At 35.1% G+C, this 21,318-nt stretch carries 21 protein-coding genes; 14 read left to right on the top strand and 7 right to left on the bottom strand.

All coding sequences use genetic code 11. The features are described from left to right. Positions 1 to 62: 62 nt before the first annotated feature. Genes ACFO5O_RS04965 through ACFO5O_RS04950 form a run of 4 tightly spaced genes read left to right on the top strand, consistent with a single transcriptional unit; the run spans position 63 to position 2,130 of the window. On the top strand, positions 63 to 446 hold the full coding sequence (locus tag ACFO5O_RS04965) for a DoxX family protein (protein WP_387961500.1): 384 nt from the start codon (positions 63 to 65) through the stop codon (positions 444 to 446). After that, complete coding sequence (locus ACFO5O_RS04960; protein WP_387961905.1) at positions 446 to 925, top strand: hypothetical protein; 480 nt, start codon at positions 446 to 448, stop codon at positions 923 to 925. The genes ACFO5O_RS04965 and ACFO5O_RS04960 overlap by 1 nt, the downstream gene beginning before the upstream one ends. 37 nt (positions 926 to 962) lie before the next feature. Further along, positions 963 to 1,655 carry a class I SAM-dependent methyltransferase gene (locus tag ACFO5O_RS04955; RefSeq protein WP_387961498.1) on the top strand — a complete coding sequence of 231 codons (693 nt, stop codon included), beginning with the start codon at positions 963 to 965 and terminating at the stop codon, positions 1,653 to 1,655. A 4-nt stretch (positions 1,656 to 1,659) separates the two neighbouring features. Further along, a complete protein-coding gene (locus tag ACFO5O_RS04950; protein WP_387961496.1) occupies positions 1,660 to 2,130 on the top strand; it encodes a DUF1572 domain-containing protein in 471 nt (156 codons plus the stop codon). 23 nt (positions 2,131 to 2,153) lie between these two features. Here ACFO5O_RS04950 and holA read toward each other — a convergent pair whose 3' ends face one another. Continuing rightward, a complete protein-coding gene (holA, locus tag ACFO5O_RS04945; protein ID WP_387961494.1) occupies positions 2,154 to 3,158 on the bottom strand; it encodes a DNA polymerase III subunit delta in 1,005 nt (334 codons plus the stop codon). A 103-nt stretch (positions 3,159 to 3,261) separates the two neighbouring features. On the opposite strand from holA, the gene ACFO5O_RS04940 reads away from it, so the two are divergent. The 4 genes from ACFO5O_RS04940 (at position 3,262) to ACFO5O_RS04925 (ending at position 6,283) form a co-directional block, all read left to right on the top strand. After that, positions 3,262 to 3,705, top strand: coding sequence for a type I restriction enzyme HsdR N-terminal domain-containing protein (locus ACFO5O_RS04940; RefSeq protein WP_387961492.1), 444 nt, complete (start codon positions 3,262 to 3,264; stop codon positions 3,703 to 3,705). 13 nt (positions 3,706 to 3,718) lie between these two features. Then, positions 3,719 to 4,345 (top strand): DUF998 domain-containing protein, encoded by a 627-nt coding sequence (locus ACFO5O_RS04935; protein WP_387961490.1) that lies wholly within the window; start codon positions 3,719 to 3,721, stop codon positions 4,343 to 4,345. Then, a complete protein-coding gene (locus ACFO5O_RS04930; RefSeq protein WP_387961488.1) occupies positions 4,342 to 5,331 on the top strand; it encodes a glycosyltransferase family 2 protein in 990 nt (329 codons plus the stop codon). The genes ACFO5O_RS04935 and ACFO5O_RS04930 overlap by 4 nt, the downstream gene beginning before the upstream one ends. A gap of 94 nt (positions 5,332 to 5,425) precedes the next feature. Continuing rightward, positions 5,426 to 6,283, top strand: coding sequence for an OmpA/MotB family protein (locus ACFO5O_RS04925; RefSeq protein WP_387961486.1), 858 nt, complete (start codon positions 5,426 to 5,428; stop codon positions 6,281 to 6,283). Between the two features lie 74 nt (positions 6,284 to 6,357). Here the strand turns inward: ACFO5O_RS04925 and ACFO5O_RS04920 are convergent, their stop codons facing one another. Both ACFO5O_RS04920 and ACFO5O_RS04915 read right to left on the bottom strand, forming a co-directional pair. Beyond that, positions 6,358 to 6,978, bottom strand: coding sequence for an L-threonylcarbamoyladenylate synthase (locus ACFO5O_RS04920; RefSeq protein ID WP_387961484.1), 621 nt, complete (start codon positions 6,976 to 6,978; stop codon positions 6,358 to 6,360). Between the two features lie 7 nt (positions 6,979 to 6,985). After that, positions 6,986 to 9,295 (bottom strand): ATP-dependent helicase, encoded by a 2,310-nt coding sequence (locus ACFO5O_RS04915; protein ID WP_387961482.1) that lies wholly within the window; start codon positions 9,293 to 9,295, stop codon positions 6,986 to 6,988. Between the two features lie 152 nt (positions 9,296 to 9,447). On the opposite strand from ACFO5O_RS04915, the gene ACFO5O_RS04910 reads away from it, so the two are divergent. Continuing rightward, positions 9,448 to 10,719, top strand: a complete 1,272-nt coding sequence (locus tag ACFO5O_RS04910) for an amidohydrolase (RefSeq protein WP_387961480.1) — start codon at positions 9,448 to 9,450, stop codon at positions 10,717 to 10,719. Positions 10,720 to 10,730: 11 nt separating this feature from the next. Then, positions 10,731 to 11,252, top strand: a complete 522-nt coding sequence (locus ACFO5O_RS04905; protein WP_387961479.1) for a DUF7935 family protein — start codon at positions 10,731 to 10,733, stop codon at positions 11,250 to 11,252. Here ACFO5O_RS04905 and ACFO5O_RS04900 read toward each other — a convergent pair whose 3' ends face one another. After that, the gene (locus tag ACFO5O_RS04900; RefSeq protein WP_387961477.1) at positions 11,253 to 12,164 is read right to left on the bottom strand and encodes a patatin-like phospholipase family protein; all 912 of its coding nucleotides are present in this window, start codon (positions 12,162 to 12,164) and stop codon (positions 11,253 to 11,255) included. It abuts the gene before it with no gap. After that, positions 12,161 to 13,066: a patatin-like phospholipase family protein gene (locus ACFO5O_RS04895; RefSeq protein WP_387961475.1), complete on the bottom strand. Its 906-nt coding sequence runs from the start codon at positions 13,064 to 13,066 to the stop codon at positions 12,161 to 12,163. The genes ACFO5O_RS04900 and ACFO5O_RS04895 overlap by 4 nt, the downstream gene beginning before the upstream one ends. Positions 13,067 to 13,161: 95 nt before the next feature. Between ACFO5O_RS04895 and recG the strand changes: the two genes are divergently transcribed. Both recG and ACFO5O_RS04885 read left to right on the top strand, forming a co-directional pair. Then, on the top strand, positions 13,162 to 15,264 hold the full coding sequence (gene recG / locus ACFO5O_RS04890; RefSeq protein WP_387961473.1) for an ATP-dependent DNA helicase RecG: 2,103 nt from the start codon (positions 13,162 to 13,164) through the stop codon (positions 15,262 to 15,264). A gap of 20 nt (positions 15,265 to 15,284) precedes the next feature. Beyond that, the gene (locus ACFO5O_RS04885) at positions 15,285 to 15,722 is read left to right on the top strand and encodes a DUF4440 domain-containing protein (protein WP_387961471.1); all 438 of its coding nucleotides are present in this window, start codon (positions 15,285 to 15,287) and stop codon (positions 15,720 to 15,722) included. Between the two features lie 50 nt (positions 15,723 to 15,772). Here ACFO5O_RS04885 and ACFO5O_RS04880 read toward each other — a convergent pair whose 3' ends face one another. Then, positions 15,773 to 16,876 carry a DUF2911 domain-containing protein gene (locus ACFO5O_RS04880; RefSeq protein ID WP_387961469.1) on the bottom strand — a complete coding sequence of 368 codons (1,104 nt, stop codon included), beginning with the start codon at positions 16,874 to 16,876 and terminating at the stop codon, positions 15,773 to 15,775. Positions 16,877 to 17,078: 202 nt separating this feature from the next. Between ACFO5O_RS04880 and ACFO5O_RS04875 the strand changes: the two genes are divergently transcribed. After that, the gene (locus ACFO5O_RS04875) at positions 17,079 to 17,495 is read left to right on the top strand and encodes an SRPBCC family protein (RefSeq protein WP_387961467.1); all 417 of its coding nucleotides are present in this window, start codon (positions 17,079 to 17,081) and stop codon (positions 17,493 to 17,495) included. A 5-nt stretch (positions 17,496 to 17,500) separates the two neighbouring features. Here the strand turns inward: ACFO5O_RS04875 and ACFO5O_RS04870 are convergent, their stop codons facing one another. Continuing rightward, positions 17,501 to 18,712, bottom strand: a complete 1,212-nt coding sequence (locus tag ACFO5O_RS04870) for a peroxiredoxin family protein (RefSeq protein WP_387961465.1) — start codon at positions 18,710 to 18,712, stop codon at positions 17,501 to 17,503. Positions 18,713 to 18,870: 158 nt separating this feature from the next. Between ACFO5O_RS04870 and pheT the strand changes: the two genes are divergently transcribed. Further along, positions 18,871 to 21,297: a phenylalanine--tRNA ligase subunit beta gene (gene pheT / locus ACFO5O_RS04865; protein ID WP_387961463.1), complete on the top strand. Its 2,427-nt coding sequence runs from the start codon at positions 18,871 to 18,873 to the stop codon at positions 21,295 to 21,297. The last annotated feature ends 21 nt before the right edge of the window (positions 21,298 to 21,318 follow it).

Raw genomic sequence — 21,318 nt, 5'->3', positions numbered from 1 at the left:
TGGGTGAGTTATATTTTTTAGGTTATTTTAGCCTAATACGACATAACAAAAAGCCCAATATCATGAAAAGCAACTCTATAAATTTAGCATTACTTCTTCTTCGTCTTGGTTTTGGTGGTTTCATGTTAACCCATGGTATCCCAAAAATCAGCAAACTCTTTGAAAGCCCTATCAAGTTCACCGATCCAATAGGAATTGGTGACACTGCGTCTCTAATCCTCGCACTTATAGGTGAAGTTGTTGCACCAATACTTATTATTATAGGTTTTAAAACTAAATTAGCGGCAATTCCAGCGGCCATAACTATGATAGTTGCAGCCTTCGTTATCCACGCCGAAGATAACTTGAGAACTAAAGAGCGTGCAATTTTATTTTTAATTGCATTTATAGTAATTTTTCTGGCTGGTGCTGGAAAGTATTCAGTTGATGAGATAAAACGCAAATGATGAAAGCAGTTACTGTAGCTAATATTAAGAAAGAACTACAACATCGCTCTACTGAAGAGCTAATGGAGCTCTGCTTAAGACTCGCAAAATTCAAAAAAGAAAATAAGGAGTTGCTCACCTATTTGCTTTTCGAATCTCATGACGAGAACGGCTACATAGAAACAGTAAAAAGCCATGTTGATGAGCAATTTGAACTTATCAATACCAAAAGCTATTTCTACATTAAAAAAAGTGTCAGGAAGATATTGCGAAGCATTAAAAAGTTTGCCCGATACTCCTTAAAAAAAGAAACTGAAGTTGAACTCCTACTTTATTTCTGCGATAAATTAAAATCTTTTGAACCTTCTATTGACCATAATGTAACACTGACAAATATTTTTGAACGTCAAATGGCAATGATAAAGAAGATCGCCTCAACCTTACATGAAGATCTTCAATATGATTACCACTTAAAAGCTGAAGAGATCAGGCAAAAATGATAAGAGAAAGTTGAAAGAATTATTTATCTTTAAATTCATGAAACTACAGGATAACATTGCTTCAGAATTCAACGAATTCTCTAAAAATTATACGGATGATATGGTAAAATGCGTACCCTATTACCTTCAGTTATTGTCGCAATTTACACTAGATATTCCTACAGATTTTCACCCAAAACGTATTCTCGATCTTGGTTGTGGAAACGGTAATGTTACTTCCAAACTGTTGGAGAAATTTCCTGAAGCACATTATACACTTTTGGACGCTTCAGACCAAATGCTCGAACTGTGCAAGTCTTATTTTGGCCTTGAAAACAAAAGTTATGTGCAAACCTATTTTCAGGATTATGAATTTAAAAATAATCACTTTGATATGGTTGTAGCTGGATTTAGCTTACACCATTGTCATGCAAAAGATAAACAATTTATTTTCAGGCAAATCAATAAAGCTTTATCTCCAAACGGTGTGTTTTCTTATAGTGATCTCATGGTTAATAGAAAGGCAAAAGAACATCAATCCCTACTAGAAAATTGGAATAAATTTGTAGTAGCTGATCCATCTCACAAAGAAACCTGGGACTGGATAATGGATCATTATAAAACCTATGACCATCCTGATAGTTTAGATGAACAATTAAAATGGCTGAAAGAAGCCCATTTTATAAATTTCAAAATTTCAATCTATGATAAGCATTGGGTGCATTTAAAGGCGTTTAAAAATCAAAACTAAACCTATGACCTTATCCAAACAAATTTCAAATCAGTTTAGAGACGTAATTTTGAGTGGCACCTGGGTGGCTACCAATTTTAAAACACAATTATCTGATGTCTCATGGAAAGATGCGAATACTAAAATTGGTTCATTAAATACCATTGCAGCTTTAACCTTTCACATCCATTATTATATTGAAGGATTAGTTAACGTATTAAACGGTGGCACACTAGATATTAAAGATAAATATAGCTTTGATGCCCCTCCAATTAACTCAAAAAAAGACTGGGATCAGCGTTTAGATAAGCTCTGGAAGGATTCTGAAACTTTCGCACATTTAGTCGAACAAATGCCTGACGAACGCATAATGTCTGCTTTTGTCGAAGAAAAATACGGTAATTACTATATTAATATTCAAGCCATGATTGAGCACAGCTATTATCATTTAGGACAGATTGTACTTATTAAAAAAATGCTTGCTGAAAGCAAATAAAACATGTAGATAGCCCAATAAGATTAGATCATAATCTTTACCAATAGTTCTTTTAACAAATCGCCTTGAGGCACTGCATTAGAGCCAACACCTTTCACCTTAACATCAAACTCTCGAAGCGTGGATACCGCAGCACTCACTTTTTTCATGGGGTAATTACGGGCGGCATCAATATATTCATTTACAAAATAAGGATGCACTTTTAAAGCAGAGGCCACATTACGAGGCGTTTTGTCATGAAGCCCATGAAAATGCAACAACTGACTAAAAAAATTGAACAGCAATGATACGGTTACAATCATTGGGTTGTCTTTTGGATTGTCTCCAAAATATTGAGCAATTTTAAAAGCCTTTTGCGAATCGCGAAGCCCAACCGCCTTGCGTAACTCAAAATTGTTATAATCTTTACTAATACCAATGTTCTCTTCAATGTGCTCTGGGGTGATTTCAGTTCCTTTTGGTAAAATTATTTTTAGCTTATCTAATTCGTTCGAAATCCTACTTAAATCTGTACCAAGAAATTCCACTAACATTTGCGAAGCTTTTAGAGCAATGGTATAATCCTGGCCTGATAATGTACGTCTAATCCAATCGGGCACCTGATTATCGTAAAGCTTTTTACTTTCAAATACAACACCTACCTCTTGTAAACTTTTATAAAGTTTCTTTCGCTTATCAATAGTTTTGTATTTATAATTGATCACTAAAATGGTGGATGGCTGGGGTTGATTGGCATAATCGACCAACTTTTCAATAGTTCGTGATAAATCTTGGGCTTCTTTCACAATGACTACTTGATATGGTGCCATCATAGGGAAACGCTTGGCGTTGCTAACAATATCATCTATAGTGACATCGCGACCGTAAAGGGTCATTTGATTGAAACCCTTTTCCTCATCAGACAGTACATTATCTTCAATAAAACCTGATATTTTATCAATATAATAGGGTTCCTCGCCCATTAAAAAGTAAATGGGTTTCAATTTACCTTTCTTAATGTCATCAACTAATTGTTTTACGTCTTCCAAAGCTTCTTATATTCAATTTTCAAGAACCAATCTCCAATTTTATAGATAGGGATTTGGTATTTGAATATTGTAGTTTACCTTTGGAAGATTAGATGAATCTTTTATGCAGCAGCTAAACTTTCCAAAGTTTTCATTTCGTTTCAAAAATAGCGAAAATAAACCGCTTATTTTTGATGAAATTCGCAAAAAATTCGTGGTTTTACAACCTGAAGAGTGGGTACGACAACATTGCGTTCAATTCCTAATTCATCATAAAAAATATCCTAAATCACTTATCAATGTTGAAAAAGAACTGAAAGTCAGCAACCTTAAAAAACGCTATGATATTGTAGTTTTTAATCCAGACGGAAGTATACATTTAATTGTCGAATGCAAATCACCTAATATCCTGATTAATCAAGACACCTTTGATCAAATTGCCAGATATAACTTAACTTTAAACGCCAGTTATTTAATGGTCACTAACGGAATTAATCATTATTATTGTCAAATGGATTTTGATCAAGAGTGTTACACGTTTTTGGAGGAAATCCCGTCGTATAAGTAACTAGTATTGATTTATGATCGCAAATAGAATATTTTGGTTGGGAATTATAGGCGCATCGCTATTTATCGTTACAGCGTTAATAGGTGGTTTTATGATAGCTGATTACAGTCACATTGAAAATCTTATTAGTGAAAGTTATGCCATTGATACCGAATATGGTTTCCAATTAAGGTTTTATGGTTTTATCCCATCTTCTATCGCTCTTACTTTATTTGGATTATTAGCATTAAGAATTTTTCCAAAATCTAATCTAACCAATTGGGGCTTTTTAGGATTTGCATTGTTTTACGGACTTGGCACCCTGATTGTGAGTTTATTCCCTTGTGATGCAGGCTGTAACAAAACCTTTATTCATCCTAGTCTGTCACAGGTAATTCATAATATTTCTGGAGGTCTCACGTATTTAATTGTGCCTCTTTGTTTGATTTTTATTGGGTTGGGATCTAAAAACTGGGCTAATAGTACTAGATTTTCTAATATATCTTTAACCCTTGGTGGGATCGCTCTATTATTTGTCTTTATTTTTTTTAATAATTATGAAGACGATTTTATAGGCTTATACCAACGCATAATTGAAGGCTGTATTTTAGTTTGGGTTATTTATTGTTCATTTTTTTTGAAAAACTATAAAACTTCGTGAAGTTAGCTGTTGTCATATTAAACTGGAACGGGAAAGAGTTACTTCAAACTTTTTTACCTTCGGTGATTAGCTATTCTGAACCAGCTGACATTTACGTAGCTGACAATGCTTCAACCGATGATTCTGTTACATTTATTAAAACTACATTTCCAACGGTAAAAGTTATTCAGAATAAACAAAATGGTGGATATGCCAAAGGTTATAATGATGCCTTAAATCAAATAGATGCAGATATTTTTTGCCTATTAAATAGTGATGTTGAAGTTACCCAAAACTGGCTACAATCCATTATCACTGAATTTAAAACGCATCCGGAAACTGCGATAATTCAACCTAAAATATTAGATTTTAAGAAAAAGTCTCATTTTGAATATGCAGGAGCTGCTGGCGGATTTATTGATAAATTTGGATATCCATTTTGCAGAGGACGCATTTTTAACACCATTGAACCTGATGAAGGTCAGTACTCTACAAACGCCACGATCTTTTGGGCTTCAGGTGCTTGTTTTTTTATTAGAAAATCTGTTTTTGATGAATTGAATGGTTTTGATGAATCCTTTTTTGCTCATATGGAAGAAATTGATTTGTGTTGGAGAGCCTTTAATTTAGGTTATACGACCAAATATATTGGAGACTCTTGCATTTATCACGTAGGTGGTGCTACACTTAAAACTAACAGCCCACATAAAACTTACCTAAATTTCAGAAACAGTTTATATACTCTAGTTAAAAATGCACATGGAAATATCTTGTTTATGGTGGTGACAAGATTAATATTGGACGGAATTGCAGGTATAAAATTCCTATTAGAACTAAAGCCTAAACATACCCTTGCCATACTTAAAGCACATGTAGCTTTTTATAAAAAAATAAAAACTTTGTTAAAGTTTAGAAAGTCAGCAAACAAAAGAGAAAATTACTACGAAAAGTCATCAATTATAACGTCGTATTACCTTAAACAATGCAAAACTTTCAATTGTTTATAAAAAGTGTTAAATTTTTTGTTAATGCCTAATCAAGCTATTGTTTTTTCAATAATTTTGGTCTATTAAATTAACAATTATTTAATCACAACTTATTATGAAAAAACTAATGTTATTGAGTGTTGCATCTCTGTTGGTATTGGCATCATGCGTGTCTAAAAAGCAGTATGCTGAACTTGAGGCGAAACAAAAAGAAACACAAGACCTATTGAATACAGCAACTGTTAAGTTAAACAGCTGTTTGTCTGAAAAGTCTGCTGCTGTAGCAAGACTTGAAGGCTTACAAGAACAACTTGCAGATATGCGTAAAACTAATCAAGACTTAATTGATACTAAAGGAAATTTAACCACTTTGACTCAAAAAGGTGCTGAAAACCTTGAAAGATCTTTAGAAAGTTTAAAAGAAAAAGATTTAAAAATCACCCGTTTACAAGATGCTTTAACTAAAAAGGATAGTGTTACTTTAGCTATTGTTACTAGTTTAAAGAGAGAAGTTGGTATCAACGATCCAGACATCGAAATTAATGTAGAAAAAGGTGTAGTATTTATTTCTATTGCAGACAAATTATTATTTCAAAGTGGGAGCTACACTGTGACTTCAAGAGCTAAAGAAATTTTAGCTAAAGTTGCTAAAGTTATCAACAGCAAACCAAACTTTGAAGCAATGGTTGAAGCTCACACAGACAACGTTCCTTACAAAAAAGATCCTTTACTAGACAACTGGGATTTAAGTGTAAAACGCGCAACTTCTGTAGTTAGAGTGTTAGAAGATTTAAAAGTAAATCCTCAACAATTAATTGCTGCTGGCCGTAGTTATTATGTGCCATTGGTTGAAAATGACACTGCTGAAAACAGAGCAAAAAACAGACGTACACGTATTGTAGTTCTTCCTAAAATTGACCAATTCTATGAAATGGTTGAAAAAGAAATGAAGAATCTTTCTGCTGGAAACTAATTCAGAGTGCTGAAAAAAATAAAAAAGCTCAATCTATAGATTGAGCTTTTTTATTTTTATAGATTTCCCCATCTTTAAAAGATTTCCAAACTTCCCTTTCCTTCTCTTACAATCAAAGGCTGATCTTCTGACAAGTCGATTACCGTTGAAGGTTGGTTATCGCCATACCCCGCATCAATAACCAAATCCACTAAATTATCCCATTTTTCTAGAATCAATTCTGGATCTGTGGTGTATTCTAATACTTCATCTTCATCACGAATAGATGTTGAAATGATAGGATTACCTAATTGGCGTACTATCTCTAATGCTATGTTATTGTTAGGGACTCGAATACCTACAGTTTTTTTCTTTTTAAAAGCAGATGGTAAGGTCTTTGCGCCAGGCAAAATAAATGTGTATGGCCCAGGAAGTGCACGCTTTAAGATTTTAAAGGTAGAGGTATCAATTTGTTTTACATAATCACTTAAATTACTCAAATCATGACATATAAACGAAAAGTTTGCCTTTTCTAGCTTTACATTCTTAATTCTCGCCACACGTTCTAAAGCTTTTTGATTGGTAATATCACAACCTAATCCATAAACGGTATCTGTTGGATAAATAATAAGTCCGCCTTCTTTAAGAACTTTAACTACCCTACTTATCTCTTTAGAGTTAGGGTTTTCTTCATATATTCTAATAAACTCGGCCATAGCTTAATTATCCAATTACGTCTAATTTTGCAAAACGCAATAACAGTTTTTTTACACCGCCATTTTCAAAATTGATTTCGGCTTTTACGTCAGCCCCTACGCCTTCAATCTTCAAAACTTCTCCTTTACCAAAACGCAAATGTTCAACAATATTACCAACCGCTAATTTACCATCAAATAAATTAACATGGTCACCATTAGATTTTTTAAGTGGTTTTAATTTTGCAGGGGGAATAAATTTAGGTGGTTTCTCTTTTTTCTTTTGAACAGGTCGTTTAAAACGAATTTGACTAGGTTCAACATCCCCAAAAATATCTGCAGATAACATTGGGTTTTGCCTACGATCGTCAACTGGAGTAATTACATCAAGGTATTTATCATCTATTTCTTCAATGAATCGACTAGGTTCAGCATCAATAAGTTTTCCCCAACGGTATCTTGATAAAGCATAGGTTAAGTAAGCCTGTTTTTCAGCTCTCGTCAATGCCACGTAGAACAAACGACGTTCTTCTTCAAGCTCACTACGCGTATTCATACTCATAGCACTTGGAAATAAATCTTCTTCCATCCCAACGATGTAGACATATGGAAACTCAAGACCTTTTGCCAAGTGAATAGTCATTAGAGCCACACGATCGTCATCTCCTTTATCATTATCCAAATCGGTTGCTAAAGCCACATCTTCAAGAAATTCAGCTAGAGAACCTGTAGTATCAGCTAATTCCTTTTGACCTTCAACAAAATCTTTCATACCGTTTAAAAGCTCTTCAATGTTTTCCATCTTGGCAACACCTTCAGGAGTTCCATCTTTATTAAACTCCTTTATCAACCCTGAAGCTTTAGTAATATGCTCGGCAAGTTCAAACGCATTAGCGGTTTGATTCATGACCTGAAAACTTTCAATCATTGTCACAAAATCTTGAAGTTTCGTTTTTGTGCCAGCATTCACATTGACCTCGGTCTTGTTAATATGCTTCATTACCTCAAAAATAGAACGGTTATACCCGTTGGCAGCAACTATAAGCTTATCAATAGTAGTTTGACCAATGCCACGAGGCGGAAAATTAATAACGCGTTTAAGGGCTTCTTCATCTGCAGGATTAATCACCATGCGCAAGTATGACAACACATCTTTAATTTCCTTACGTTGATAAAATGACAGGCCGCCATAGATACGGTAAGGAATGTTTCGCTTTCGTAATGCATCTTCAATAGCACGCGATTGTGCATTGGTACGATACAGCACGGCAAAATCGTTATTTTTCAACTGATTTTGCATCTTATTCTCAAAGATGGAACTTGCCACGTAACGGCCTTCGTCACCATCGGTCATTAACCGATTGACCACAATTTTTGAACCTTCTTCATTCGAAGTCCAAACGACTTTATCAAGTTTAGTCTGGTTTTTATCAATAATGGAATTTGCAGCGTTTACAATATTTTTAGTCGACCGATAATTTTGTTCTAATCTATAAGTTTTAACATCGTCATAATCACGCTGAAAGTTTAAGATGTTATTAATGTTAGCACCTCTAAAGGCATAAATACTCTGCGCATCATCACCTACAACACAAATATTCTGAAAACGATCAGACAAGGCCCTGACTATTAAATATTGGCTGTGATTGGTATCTTGATACTCATCTACCAAGATATATCGAAACCGGTCTTGATATTTTGCCAAAACATCTGGAAAACGGGTTAGCAACTCGTTGGTTTTTAATAGCAAGTCATCAAAATCCATAGCTCCAGCCTTAAAACAACGATTCACGTATTCCTTATAAATTTCTCCAAGTTGTGGTCGTCTTGCTGCAGTATCAGCTTCAATAAGCTCTGGATTATTAAAATAGGCTTTTACAGTAATTAAACTATTCTTATAGGACGAAATACGCGAATAGATTTGTTTGTATTTATAAATATCCTTATCTAGCTTCATCTCTTTAATTATAGCCGAAATGAGGCGTTGTGAATCTTGGGTATCATAAATAGTGAAATTACTAGGATACCCTAATCGGTCAGCTTCAAATCGCAAAATTTTGGCAAAAACCGAGTGAAAGGTTCCCATCCATAAGTTTTTAGCCTCACTATCACCCACAATGGAGGCAATTCTAGACTTCATTTCTCGAGCCGCTTTGTTGGTAAAAGTTAGTGCCAGTATATTAAAAGCATCTACACCTTGACTCATCAAATAAGCAATTCTAAAGGTCAGTACTCGTGTTTTTCCAGACCCCGCACCAGCAATAACGATCATAGGACCATCCTTTTGCAGTGTTGGCGCCAATTGCGCATCGTTTAACTGACTCAAATACTTTTCCAATTTCAATAATTTTAAGACTGTGAAAATAAGTATTGTTGACTATTTAGGACAAGCCTTTTATGAATAATTATAAACAATCACATTTAAAAAAAGGGCTTTCCTAAATTTTGAATATATTTAGGCATCCAAAATTAATACTTATAATATATCCTATGCGAATACTATCATTTCTTGTGACCTTAACCTGTGCCAGTACATTTGCACAACAACAATTAAATCAGGACTATGCTGCAATTGAATCAAAAGTCATTGAATGGCGACGCCATTTTCACCAAAATCCTGAACTCTCTAATCAAGAATTCAAAACCGCAGAAAAAATTGCTGCCCATTTAAAATCTTTAGGATTTGAGGTGCAAACAGGAGTTGCCAAAACAGGCGTTGTCGCACTTTTAAAAGGAAACCATCCGGGGAAAGTAGTTGCCTTACGTGCCGATATTGATGCACTACCTGTTACAGAACGCAACGATTTACCTTTCAAATCTGAAGTGCGTACCACATTTCTAAATACCGAAACAGGGGTTATGCATGCCTGTGGACATGATACGCATACTGCCATATTAATGGGAGTAGCCGAAATCTTGTCTAAACACAAAGAGGATATTCATGGAACTGTAAAATTCATTTTTCAACCTGCGGAAGAAGGTCCACCACCAGGAGAAGAAGGCGGCGCCAAATTAATGATTAAAGAGGGCGTTTTAGAAAACCCAAAAGTAGATGCCATTTTTGGCTTACATATCAACTCCGAAACTCCTGTTGGTACACTAAAATATAAAATTGGTGGTATTATGGCCGCTGTAGAGCGTTTTGTGATTACGGTAAATGGAAAACAAAGTCATGGATCACAACCTTGGTCTGGTGTAGACCCCATATTAATATCTGCTAAAATTATTGATGGACTTCAAACTATTATTAGTAGAGAGGCTAATTTATTAGTTGAACCCGCAGTAATTACGGTTGGTAAAATAACAGCTGGCACTCGATTTAATATCATACCCGAAACTGCTGAATTGATTGGTACAGTGCGAACTTTAGATCCAGATATGAAAGCCATGATCATTCGTAGAATGACCGAAATGACCGAAACACTAGCCAAAGCTTATGGTGGTGAAGCAAGCATTTCTTTTCAAAATAACACCTCAATCACTTATAATGATGCCCAATTGGTAGAGCAAATGATTCCAACTTTAAAATCGGTTGCTGGTGATGAGAATGTCAAAATCATGAAAGCCACCACTGGCGGTGAAGATTTTTCTTATTTCCAGGAAATTGTGCCAGGGTTTTATTTCTTTTTAGGAGGAATGACACCAGGTAATACAGAAGCTTTTCCACATCACACACCAGATTTTAAGATTGATGAAAGTGGATTGCTATTAGGCGTTAAAACCCTTACACAAATGACATTTGATTATTTGCGTCAAAACTAAAATTGTAAATTATGGATCCAGAGAAAATTGTTGACCTATTTTTATTTGCCATCCCTGCCTTAATTACAGGTATAATAGCTTATTATTTTTTTAAAGAACACACCAAAAATGAAGATGGACGCAGACGCTTTTTACTACATAAAGATATGCAGGTAACGGCCATGCCTTTACGACTTCAAGCCTATGAACGTATGGCTTTGTTTTTGGAGCGAATAACACCATCCAAATTGCTTGTTCGTGTTGTTCCAAATACTTCAAATAAAGAAGATTATGAATCTTTACTTATAGCAACAATTGAACAAGAATATGAACACAATTTATCACAGCAAATCTACATGACTGATGAATGCTGGAATATTATAACCGCTGCAAAAAACGCTACAATTCAATTGCTAAGAAAAGCCAGTTTGCTTGAAAAAACTGATACCGCAAATAAGTTAAGGGAAATTGTTTTGATGGAAATGATGGAGCGCAGAGCACCAAGTGATGCTGCACTATCATTTATTAAACAGGAAGTAAGCGAAATGTGGTAATTAAACTTTTCGCAACTCATTAGACTCATTAGAACTGTGCCTTGCTTTAGCATAATCGTAGCCTTGTTGCCACCAAGCTTCCATTAGGCGTTTGCTAAAAATCAAAGAATTTTCGGTAAGACTTGTGGGTGTATAATACAAATTAAGCTGGGCGTTTTTAGATTTTGCGGCCAATTTCCCAATAACTATATCATGTTTTTCAACCTGATTGAGCAAATGACCGAAAAGATTGATCATTAACGAAAATGGATTCTTTCCCAAAACCTTGGTTCGTTCCATATGCTCGGCTTCAAGAACTATAGCATCAATTTCAGTAGCACCTCGATTAATGGCTTCACGAATTGGAACTACGCATCCCAATCCACCATCGGCATATTCATAACCATCCACCTTTGCTAAAGACATAAACGGAATGTAATTACACGAAATCCAAATCCAATTACAAAACTCCTCATAGCTAAAATCATGTATAGATTTGTACTCTACCGAGTTTTTGGAAAGATTGGACACCGTCACCACCACATCAGCTTTAGTAGCCCTTATTTTATCGTATTCATCTTTTGAAAAATTTCGTTTTATATTTCGTTTTAAAGCTTTGCTTTCGCCAAAAGTGCGTTTCATTTTAATAAATTGCCAAAGCGAGTTCACAAAGTCGATGGATACAAATTCTCTATCGCCTTTTTTGCGTTGCACAAAAGGACTCACGCTAAAAATATCATGCTGTTGCACATTGGTGAAGATGTTGTAAATTTTATCAATCTTGTTTAGCGATAAATGTGGCACCAACAAACTTCCTGTAGAGGTTCCTAGCATCATATCATATTCTCTTCCAAGATCTTGTATTAAATACTGAGCAACACCTCCTGCGAATGCACCTTTACTTCCTCCTCCTGAAATTACAAGTGCTCTCATTCGCTTTCTAGTGGGCTTACGCCTTCGTTTTTGTGTTTTGCAAACTCAAAACCGCGTTGCCACCATTGTGTCATTTTATCTTTTTGAAAAATTAAAGAATTTGTAGTCAAAACTGTTGGAGTATAGTAAAAGTTGATGATTGCATTAGAATTTGACGCTACAAACTTACCAATTCTAATGTTTTGACTTTCTATTCGGTCCAACATAAATGCGAACATATTTGTTAACAATGAAAACGCATTTAATGAAGGCATTCTATTTAATTGCGAAACTTCGGTTTGCAAAATAATAGCATCCACCACCTTCGCACCTCGCTTTATAGCTTCTTCAATAGGTACCATTGACCCTAATCCTCCATCAGCATACTCACAGCCATTTTTTTTGGTTAATGTCATAAAAGGCGTATAATTACACGAAATCCAAACCCATTCACAAAACTCTTCATAATCAAAATCGGCAATTGATTTATATTCAACTTGATTTAAAGACAAGTTTGAAACCGTAACCACAACATCTAAACGGCTTTGCCTTAAGGTATTAAAATCTTCTATGCTTATTTTATTTTTAATAAGCTGTTTTAAATTATAGCTTTCACCAAAGGTTTTACTTCCTTTTAGCAGATTTCTCAATACATTGACATGATGAATCTTAATAGTCTCAATGCCGTGTTTCTTTTTAATTAAAAATGGACAACTGCTAAAAATATCATCTTGAGTGACGTTGGTATAGATTTGCTTTATTTCTTCAACCTTCTTCAACGCTAAATGCGACACTAAAAGGCTTCCTGTTGAAGTGCCAATAAAAATATCATAATCGATTTTCTTGTGCTCAATTAAATATTGAGCCACACCACCGGCAAAAGCGCCTTTACTACCACCGCCTGAAATCACCAATGCTTTCATAGACTTAAGAAATCTATACACAATCTAAGAACAATTTCTGAATACTCAAAACGTATTGCTTTTTTGTTTCAAGTTTAAAACTTATTTTCGTTTATATGTACACCAATCTCCAAACTCCAATCGATTATCTCAAAGGCGTAGGCCCAAATCGGGCTGATTTACTTCGTAAGGAGCTAGGTATTCACACTTATCAGGATTTAATCAACTTGTTTCCAAATAGGTATTTGGACCGAACACGGTATTATAAGATTAACGACTTACAGCGCAACTCTGCAGAAGTGCAAATTATTGGTGTAATTACCGGATTTAAAGAACTTCCCCAAAAGCGAGGCAAATTGTTAGTTGCCACTTTCAAAGATGAGACTGGCATAATGGATTTAGTATGGTTTAGAGGCCATAAATGGATCAGGGATAGCATTAAACTCAACACCAAATATGTTGTTTTTGGCAAGACCAATTGGTTTAATGGCGTTTTTAACATGCCTCATCCCGAAATGGAATTATTGGAAGATCATGAGAGCAATTTGCGGTCGGCGATGCAGCCCATTTACCCTTCTACCGAAAAACTAACCAATAAAGGAATCACAAACCGTGTTGTGAATAATATCATGCAACAGCTGTTCTTGGAAACAAAAGGTAAATTTGTTGAAACACTTCCGAGTTCTCTATTGCAAGAACTTAAATTAGTTTCAAAAAGCGAGGGATTATTTAATATCCATTTTCCAAAAAATCAAGAGCTTTTAGCCAAAGCACAATTCCGATTAAAGTTTGAAGAATTTTTCTACATTCAATTGCAATTGATAATGAAAAATTTAATTCATAAATCGAAAATAAAGGGGTTTACTTTTGAAAACGTTGGCAACTATTTTAACACCTTTTTTAAAGACCACTTACCATTTGATTTAACCAATGCTCAAAAGCGCGTCATAAAAGAAATTAGAGCCGATCTCGGGAGCAATGCACAGATGAACCGATTATTACAAGGCGATGTGGGTTCCGGTAAAACCATTGTCGCTCTAATGTCAATGTTAATCGCACTTGACAACGATTTTCAAGCTTGTTTAATGGCGCCGACTGAAATTTTGTCAGTCCAGCACTATAATAGTTTAATTGAACTATGTAATCAATTGAATATCAGCATTAAACTATTAACTGGTTCAAGTACTACTTTAGAAAGAAGAGAAATTCACAAATCTTTAGAAAATGGAGAATTACAGATCCTAATTGGGACTCATGCCCTACTCGAGGATAAGGTAAAATTTAAAAATTTAGGCCTTGCAATTATCGATGAACAGCATCGCTTTGGAGTGGCTCAACGAAGTAAATTATGGAAAAAAAACACCTCGCCTCCACACATTTTGGTTATGACGGCCACTCCAATTCCTAGAACATTGGCAATGTCTGTTTATGGCGATTTAGATATCTCAATTATTGATGAATTACCACCAGGTAGACAAGCCATCAAAACAGTACATCGTTATGATAAAAATAGACTCAAAGTATTGGCATTTATTCGCGATGAAATTAAAAAAGGACGACAGGTATATATTGTTTACCCATTAATCCAGGAAAGCGAAACCATGGATTATAAAGATTTAATGGATGGCTATGCCAGTATTGAGCGCGATTTTCCTAAACCCGAATATCAAATCTCGATTGTCCATGGCAAAATGAAGGCTGCCGATAAAGATTACGAAATGCAGCGATTTGTTAAGGGTGAGACTCAAATTATGGTCGCCACAACAGTTATTGAAGTTGGGGTTAATGTGCCTAATGCTTCGGTAATGGTCATTGAAAGTGCAGAACGTTTTGGACTTTCACAATTACATCAGCTACGTGGTCGTGTTGGACGAGGCGCAGAACAAAGCTATTGTATTTTAATGACTAGTCATAAATTAAGTAATGATAGTAAAGTACGTTTAGAAACCATGACACGCACCAACGATGGATTCGAGATTGCCGAAGTTGATCTTCGTTTACGAGGTCCAGGAGACATCATGGGAACCCAGCAAAGTGGTGTTCTTAATTTGAGAATTGCTGATGTGGTTAAAGACAAGGATATTTTACAAAGCGCGCGTTATTACGCTAAAAAAATATTAAACAGTGATCCTTCACTTGCTAACCCAGAACATAAACCAATTTTAAACACCTATAAGCAGTTAAGTAAATACAAAAACATTTGGAATTATATAAGTTAAATCATCAATCTCATTCAACTATGAAACATATTTTATTTCAATCTTTATTACTACTTTTCACTTTAGGCGCTTGTACCCCTAAAACTAAAGACTCTACAGTGCAGTGGAAAGCAGAAATACTAGATGCCGAGACTCAATTTGCTGCTTTAGTAAAAGAAAAGGGCTTGCATGAGGCTTTCGTTGCCTTTGCAGATGAAGATGCAGTATTAATGAGAAACAATGCACTTATTATTGGAAAAAAGGCCATAGATGAACGTTACAAAGGTATGAACTCAAAAAATCTGACTTGGACGCCTGACTTTATTGATGTATCAAAATCTGGAGACTTGGGATATACTTATGGAGAGTATCAATTTAAATATACAGATTCTACAGGAATAGAACATACAGATACAGGAATTTTTCATTCCGTTTGGAAGCGTCAAAAAAACGGATCTTGGAAATATGTTTGGGATTAAAACAAAAAAAGTCCAACTTCCGTTGGACTCAAAACATATTTGAACGTTTTTTAATTGATATCTTCACCTTTTTCAAGTTTTGCAAGATTGGATTCGATAGCCACTTTATTAGCTTCGTCTGGAACCCTTGTCATTGCTATCTTTAAATGTTTTAAAGCTTTCTTATAATCTCCTAGAGCTGAATACCCTCTAGCCAAACCAACATCTACCGGCCATGTATTTTTATGCTTCTCTGCGTTCATTTTAAAAACTTGTAAAGCTTTATCTTTTTTTCCTTGAGCAATAAGTATTCTACCATATTGATGAACCTCAAAAATAGTTGCCAATTGTAAGGCTTCATCCATTAAGGCAGCCGCCTCAGTAGCCTTACCCATTTTATCAAGTATTTGAGATTTAATCTGAAGGTTTGCAAAGGTTTTTTGACTATAGAATTGCCCTTCAATGCCATTATTAATCCAGCCTAAAGCTTCATCTAAATTAGCTCCATTGTTTAATGCAAAATTAGCGGCTTGCTCCCAAGACTGCCTCAGGAAACCAGATTGACCAGTAAGTTGTTCCCTAAAATCATTTAGAACGATTGATGGCACATCTACTTCAATAGTGAATGGAAACTCTTTTTTCTCCCATACTAAAGAAGCTATGGCGGAATTTGGAGTAACTGTATTGAATTCAAAAGTTAACAATTCTCTATGTGGAACTGTTTTAGTTATAATATCAGCACGTAAGGCATCATGGCTTGGGTCATAAAAAAAACTTCCCCAAGCTTTCGTGTCATTTGATAAGATCAGTGTTGCCTTGTCGTCAGGTTTTACCTCAATGTGCAAACCATAAGTCCCCGCTTTGATCGATTTTCCTTCAATCTTTACGTCATTCGCAAACGTAATGGTGGTATTTTCATCAGCACCTGCTCTCCAAGGTGCAGCTGTTGATGTTCCGAATCCTAAGTTATTCATGCCATAAGGCACTAATTGCCCCCATATTTCGCGGCCGTTAACGCTTGGTCTGGAATAATCTATAGATATATCGGTAGTTCCTACTCTTTGAGTAACCGTTGCTCTTTGGCTACCTCTTGGTGTATTCAGTTGTGCAAAGCTATTGGAAGAAACAGATAACACTGCACAAAGCACAAATTTAATTAGGTTGTTTTGCATCATGTTTGATTGTTTAGATTAGTTTATTGCTCCAAATTAGCCGCAAAAACGCACCCTAGTTGTTAGTGTTGTGTTAAATCCAATCCGCTATTTGTTAATTAACTGTTTTTTAAGATTGTTTAGTTATGACTATAAATCATTGGTATGATGACTTTTTTTTAAATTTAGAATATGAATTAAAGTTGAAACATTTAATATTTATTTCATGAATCCCACTAAAATAACAATTGGAGCAACCATTTCGGCTGACACCAAAAAAGTTTGGACTTATTACAACACTCCTGAACATATCACCAAATGGAATTTCGCTTCAGATAACTGGCATTGCCCAAAGGCTCAAAACGATTTGAGAGTTGGCGGGAAATTAAGCTCAAGGATGGAAGCTAAAGACGGTAGCTTTGGTTTTGATTTTGAAGGTATTTATAAAGAAGTTATTCCATTTAAGAAAATTGAATTTACAATGCAAGATGGCAGGTATGTTAGTACAACCTTTGCTAACTTGGAAGAAAAAACAGAAGTATCAACGACTTTTGATGCCGAAAATCAAAACCCAATAGACCTACAAAAAGCAGGTTGGCAACAAATTTTAAATAATTTCAAAAACTATGTCGAGACTAATTAAGCCTCTTATTCGCTTAAAAGCAGATTTACAAAGGTTTCAAATTCGTTTTTGAATTCAACATATTTATCACCAGTAGCAGGCCCGTTAAATCCGGTATGAATTTTTCTTGCTTTACCCTTCTTATCGATATAAATTGTAGTTGGATAGGACAAGATATGATTCAACATAGGTAATTTTTCTTGTGCTTTAGCCTTATCTGAAGTTCCATATTGAGCTAAAACAATTGGATAGGTGATTCCTATTTCATCTTTAAGACGCTCTAGACTTTTAAAAGCCTTTTCTTTTGTTTTAGCATACTCAAAAGCTAACGCTATGAATTCGACGTTTTTATCCTTATTGTTATTATAATATTCTGAATAAAATTTACTCTCGTCCAAACAGTTAGGACACCAACTCCCCATAATTTGAACTATAACCACCTTATTCTTAAATCGTATATCGCTTAAAGAAATCAGTTCTCCAGAAGTATTTGGAAAGGAAAATTCTAAAGTATCATAGCCTTCCTTCAAAAACGTAAGCGTATTAGCATCGGGCAATTCATAATTCTCATTACGTAGAGCTTCAAAGGGTTCGTTAAAATGATTTCCTGAATAAAAAGTACCTACGAGGCTGCTATCACTAACTTTAGCCGTAAACAAAAAGGCATGCGCGCCATCAAATGCCGATAACTTCATGGTATTTCCATCCATAACACCATCGAGGTATCTATAATCACCTGTTGTTGTCCTGATCGTTCCGGTCACTTTAGAGCCTTCTTGTTCAAATATGCCCAAAGCGATGTATTCATCGTCTACCACATCTTTACTAAAAACCATTTCCCAGCGTCCAGCAACATTGGCAGTTGCTTCATCCTTCACATCAAAGCGTTGAGTAACCCCAAATGTTGCCGTAAAAGGCACGACCCTATCCAAGCTTTCTTTGATAAAGCCACCTTGAAGTGTATTATCATTAATTTTTGCGGAAATATAACCTTCAAAAGCAGGCATGTTAATTCGCACGGAATCATTGCTGTAGAATACTTCATCAACAAAAATAACCTCACTGGCATTAAAAATTTTCAAACTATTGGGTGAGGTAACTTCAAAATTAAAAGGAAGAGTTTCTTGTTCTGACACCTGAAGTTCAGCGCGCCAGTCCCCAGTTTTTAAAACATATTCAGGTGCTTTTTTACAGCTAAAAGAAACTATAATGAGTAGTATACCAAGAATTTTTCGCATAATGGATTGAGGGTTTTCAAATTTTAATCGAAATAAAGACAAAATACTTACAAATAAAAATTATTTACCGTTTCTATAACTATTCAGTATTATTATCTTTACGCCGAATTTGTAATCAGCCCTTTGGCTGATAAATTTTTAGACGTTAAAGCAAGATAATGAAGATTTCATATAATTGGTTAAAACAATTCATTAAAACAGATTGGTCTCCAGAACAAACTGGAGAACTGTTAACAGATTTAGGATTAGAAATTGAAGGTATTGAAGCTTTTCAATCCGTAAAAGGAGCTCTCGAAGGCATTGTTGTGGGTGAAGTCTTGACTTGCGTGCAACATCCCAACGCCGACCGTTTAAAAGTTACAACCGTTAACATTGGTTTGGGCGATCCATTACAGATTGTCTGTGGCGCGCCAAATGTCGCTGCTGGACAAAAAGTACCAGTTGCTACCATTGGAACAACTTTATATACTGAAACCGGCGAAGCTTGGACTATAAAAAAAGGGAAGATCAGAGGCGAAGAAAGCCATGGAATGATTTGCGCTGAAGACGAGATGGGCCTAGGTTCATCTCACGATGGGATTATGGTTCTCGACAACGCACTTCAACCTGGCACATTGCTATCTCAAGTTTTTAGCGTTGAAAATGATCATGTTTTTGAAATTGGATTGACTCCTAATCGGGCCGACGCCATGAGTCATTATGGAGTTGCTAGAGACCTTAAAGCGGGATTACTTCAAAAAGACATCCAAAAAGAACTTATTACACCATCGGTTAGTTCGTTTCATGTTGACAACAGAACCTTAAAAATTGATATTGATGTAGTTAATAAGAATTTGGCTCCACGTTATTGTGGTGTTACAATTTCGGGATTGAAGGTTGAAGAGTCCCCTACCTGGCTTCAAAATAGATTAAAAGCTATTGGATTAACACCAAAAAATAACGTGGTTGATATTACTAACTATGTACTTCACGAATTAGGACAGCCATTACACGCCTTTGACGCCGTGAAAATAGCAGGCAACAAAATTGTTGTTAAAACGCTACCAAAAGGTACTAAATTCAAAACATTAGACGATATTGAACGTGAACTTCATGAGGAGGATTTAATGATTTGCGATGCCGAGAAACCCATGTGTATTGCAGGTGTTTTTGGAGGTGTAACGTCGGGCGTTACTGAAAGCACAACAAGTATTTTCCTTGAAAGCGCTTATTTCAATCCGGTGAGTATTCGTAAATCGGCGAAACGCCATGGTTTAAACACTGATGCTTCATTTAGATTTGAACGCGGTATTGATCCTAACATCACAGAATATGCCCTTAAACGCGCTGCTTTACTTATTCAAGAAGTCGCTGGCGGAGAAATCACGAGTGATATTGTTGATATCTATCCGAAAAAGATTGAAGATTATCAAGTTCGATTAAGTTTTGAAAATGCCAAAAAATTAATTGGTGAGGAAATCCCTAGAGAAATTATTAAGCGCATCTTAATGTCTTTGGATATAAAAATTAATAACGTCACCGAAACCGGTTTAGGCTTAACTATACCTGCTTATAGAAATGATGTATTACGTGAAGCTGATGTTATTGAAGAAATTTTAAGGGTTTATGGTTATAACAACATTAAAACCACCGAAAAATTAAATGCTTCAATCTCACAAACTTCGCGTTTTGAAGATTATAAATTACAGAATATCATTGGAGACCAATTAGCATCTCAAGGATTTTATGAAATCATGTCTAATTCACTAACATCTCCTAAATACATTGCCTTAAGTCCTAAATTAAATGAAGCGCATAATGTTGAAATGCTGAATCCTTTAAGCCAAGATTTAAGTGTTTTACGTCAAAGTCTATTATTTTCGGGCTTAGAAGCGGTAAGTTATAATCTTAATCGAAAGCGTCTTGACTTGAAATTATTCGAGTTTGGTAAAACTTATCACAATTACAATGGAAAGAGAGAAGAACTAAAACGTTTAGCGCTATTTATTACAGGAGATCGCAACAATGACCGTTGGACTAACACTGTTAAAAAAAGTGATTTCTTTTATTTAAAAGGGACAATTACAGCTTTGTTTGAACGGCTTGGATTAAGTCAACTTAAATCTTCTCCGGTTACCAACGATGTGTTAAGTGAAGGTTTATTACTTTCATCTGGTAAAACCACCTTGGTAGAATTTGGAATCGTTCAAAAGAAGATTTTGAAACACTTTGGTATTGGTCAAGAAGTTTTATTTGCTGATATCAATTGGGATAATGTCATTCAGCTTTCAAAAAACAATTCGGTTGTATTTAAAGATCTACCAAAATATCCTGAAGTACGTAGAGATTTTGCGTTGTTATTAGATGACAACATTAGTTTTGATCAAATTTACAACATCGCTATTCAAAGTGAAAAGCAACTACTAAAAGAAGTGGATTTGTTTGATGTGTATCAAGGCAAAAATCTTCCAAAAGGAAAGAAAAGTTATGCTGTCAGTTTTACTATTCAAGATGAAAACAAAACACTTACAGATAAGCAGATTGATAAAATCATGAAAAAACTGCAAAGTAATTTTGAAAAAGAATTGGGTGCAGAATTGCGATAAATCAAGAGCCTTTTGAAAATT

This window comes from Geojedonia litorea, assembly GCF_042654525.1.
Classification (GTDB): Bacteria; Bacteroidota; Bacteroidia; order Flavobacteriales; family Flavobacteriaceae; genus Geojedonia; species Geojedonia litorea.
The sequence above is the reverse complement of the archived record's forward strand: the minus strand, read 5'-3'. Positions and strand labels throughout refer to the sequence as shown.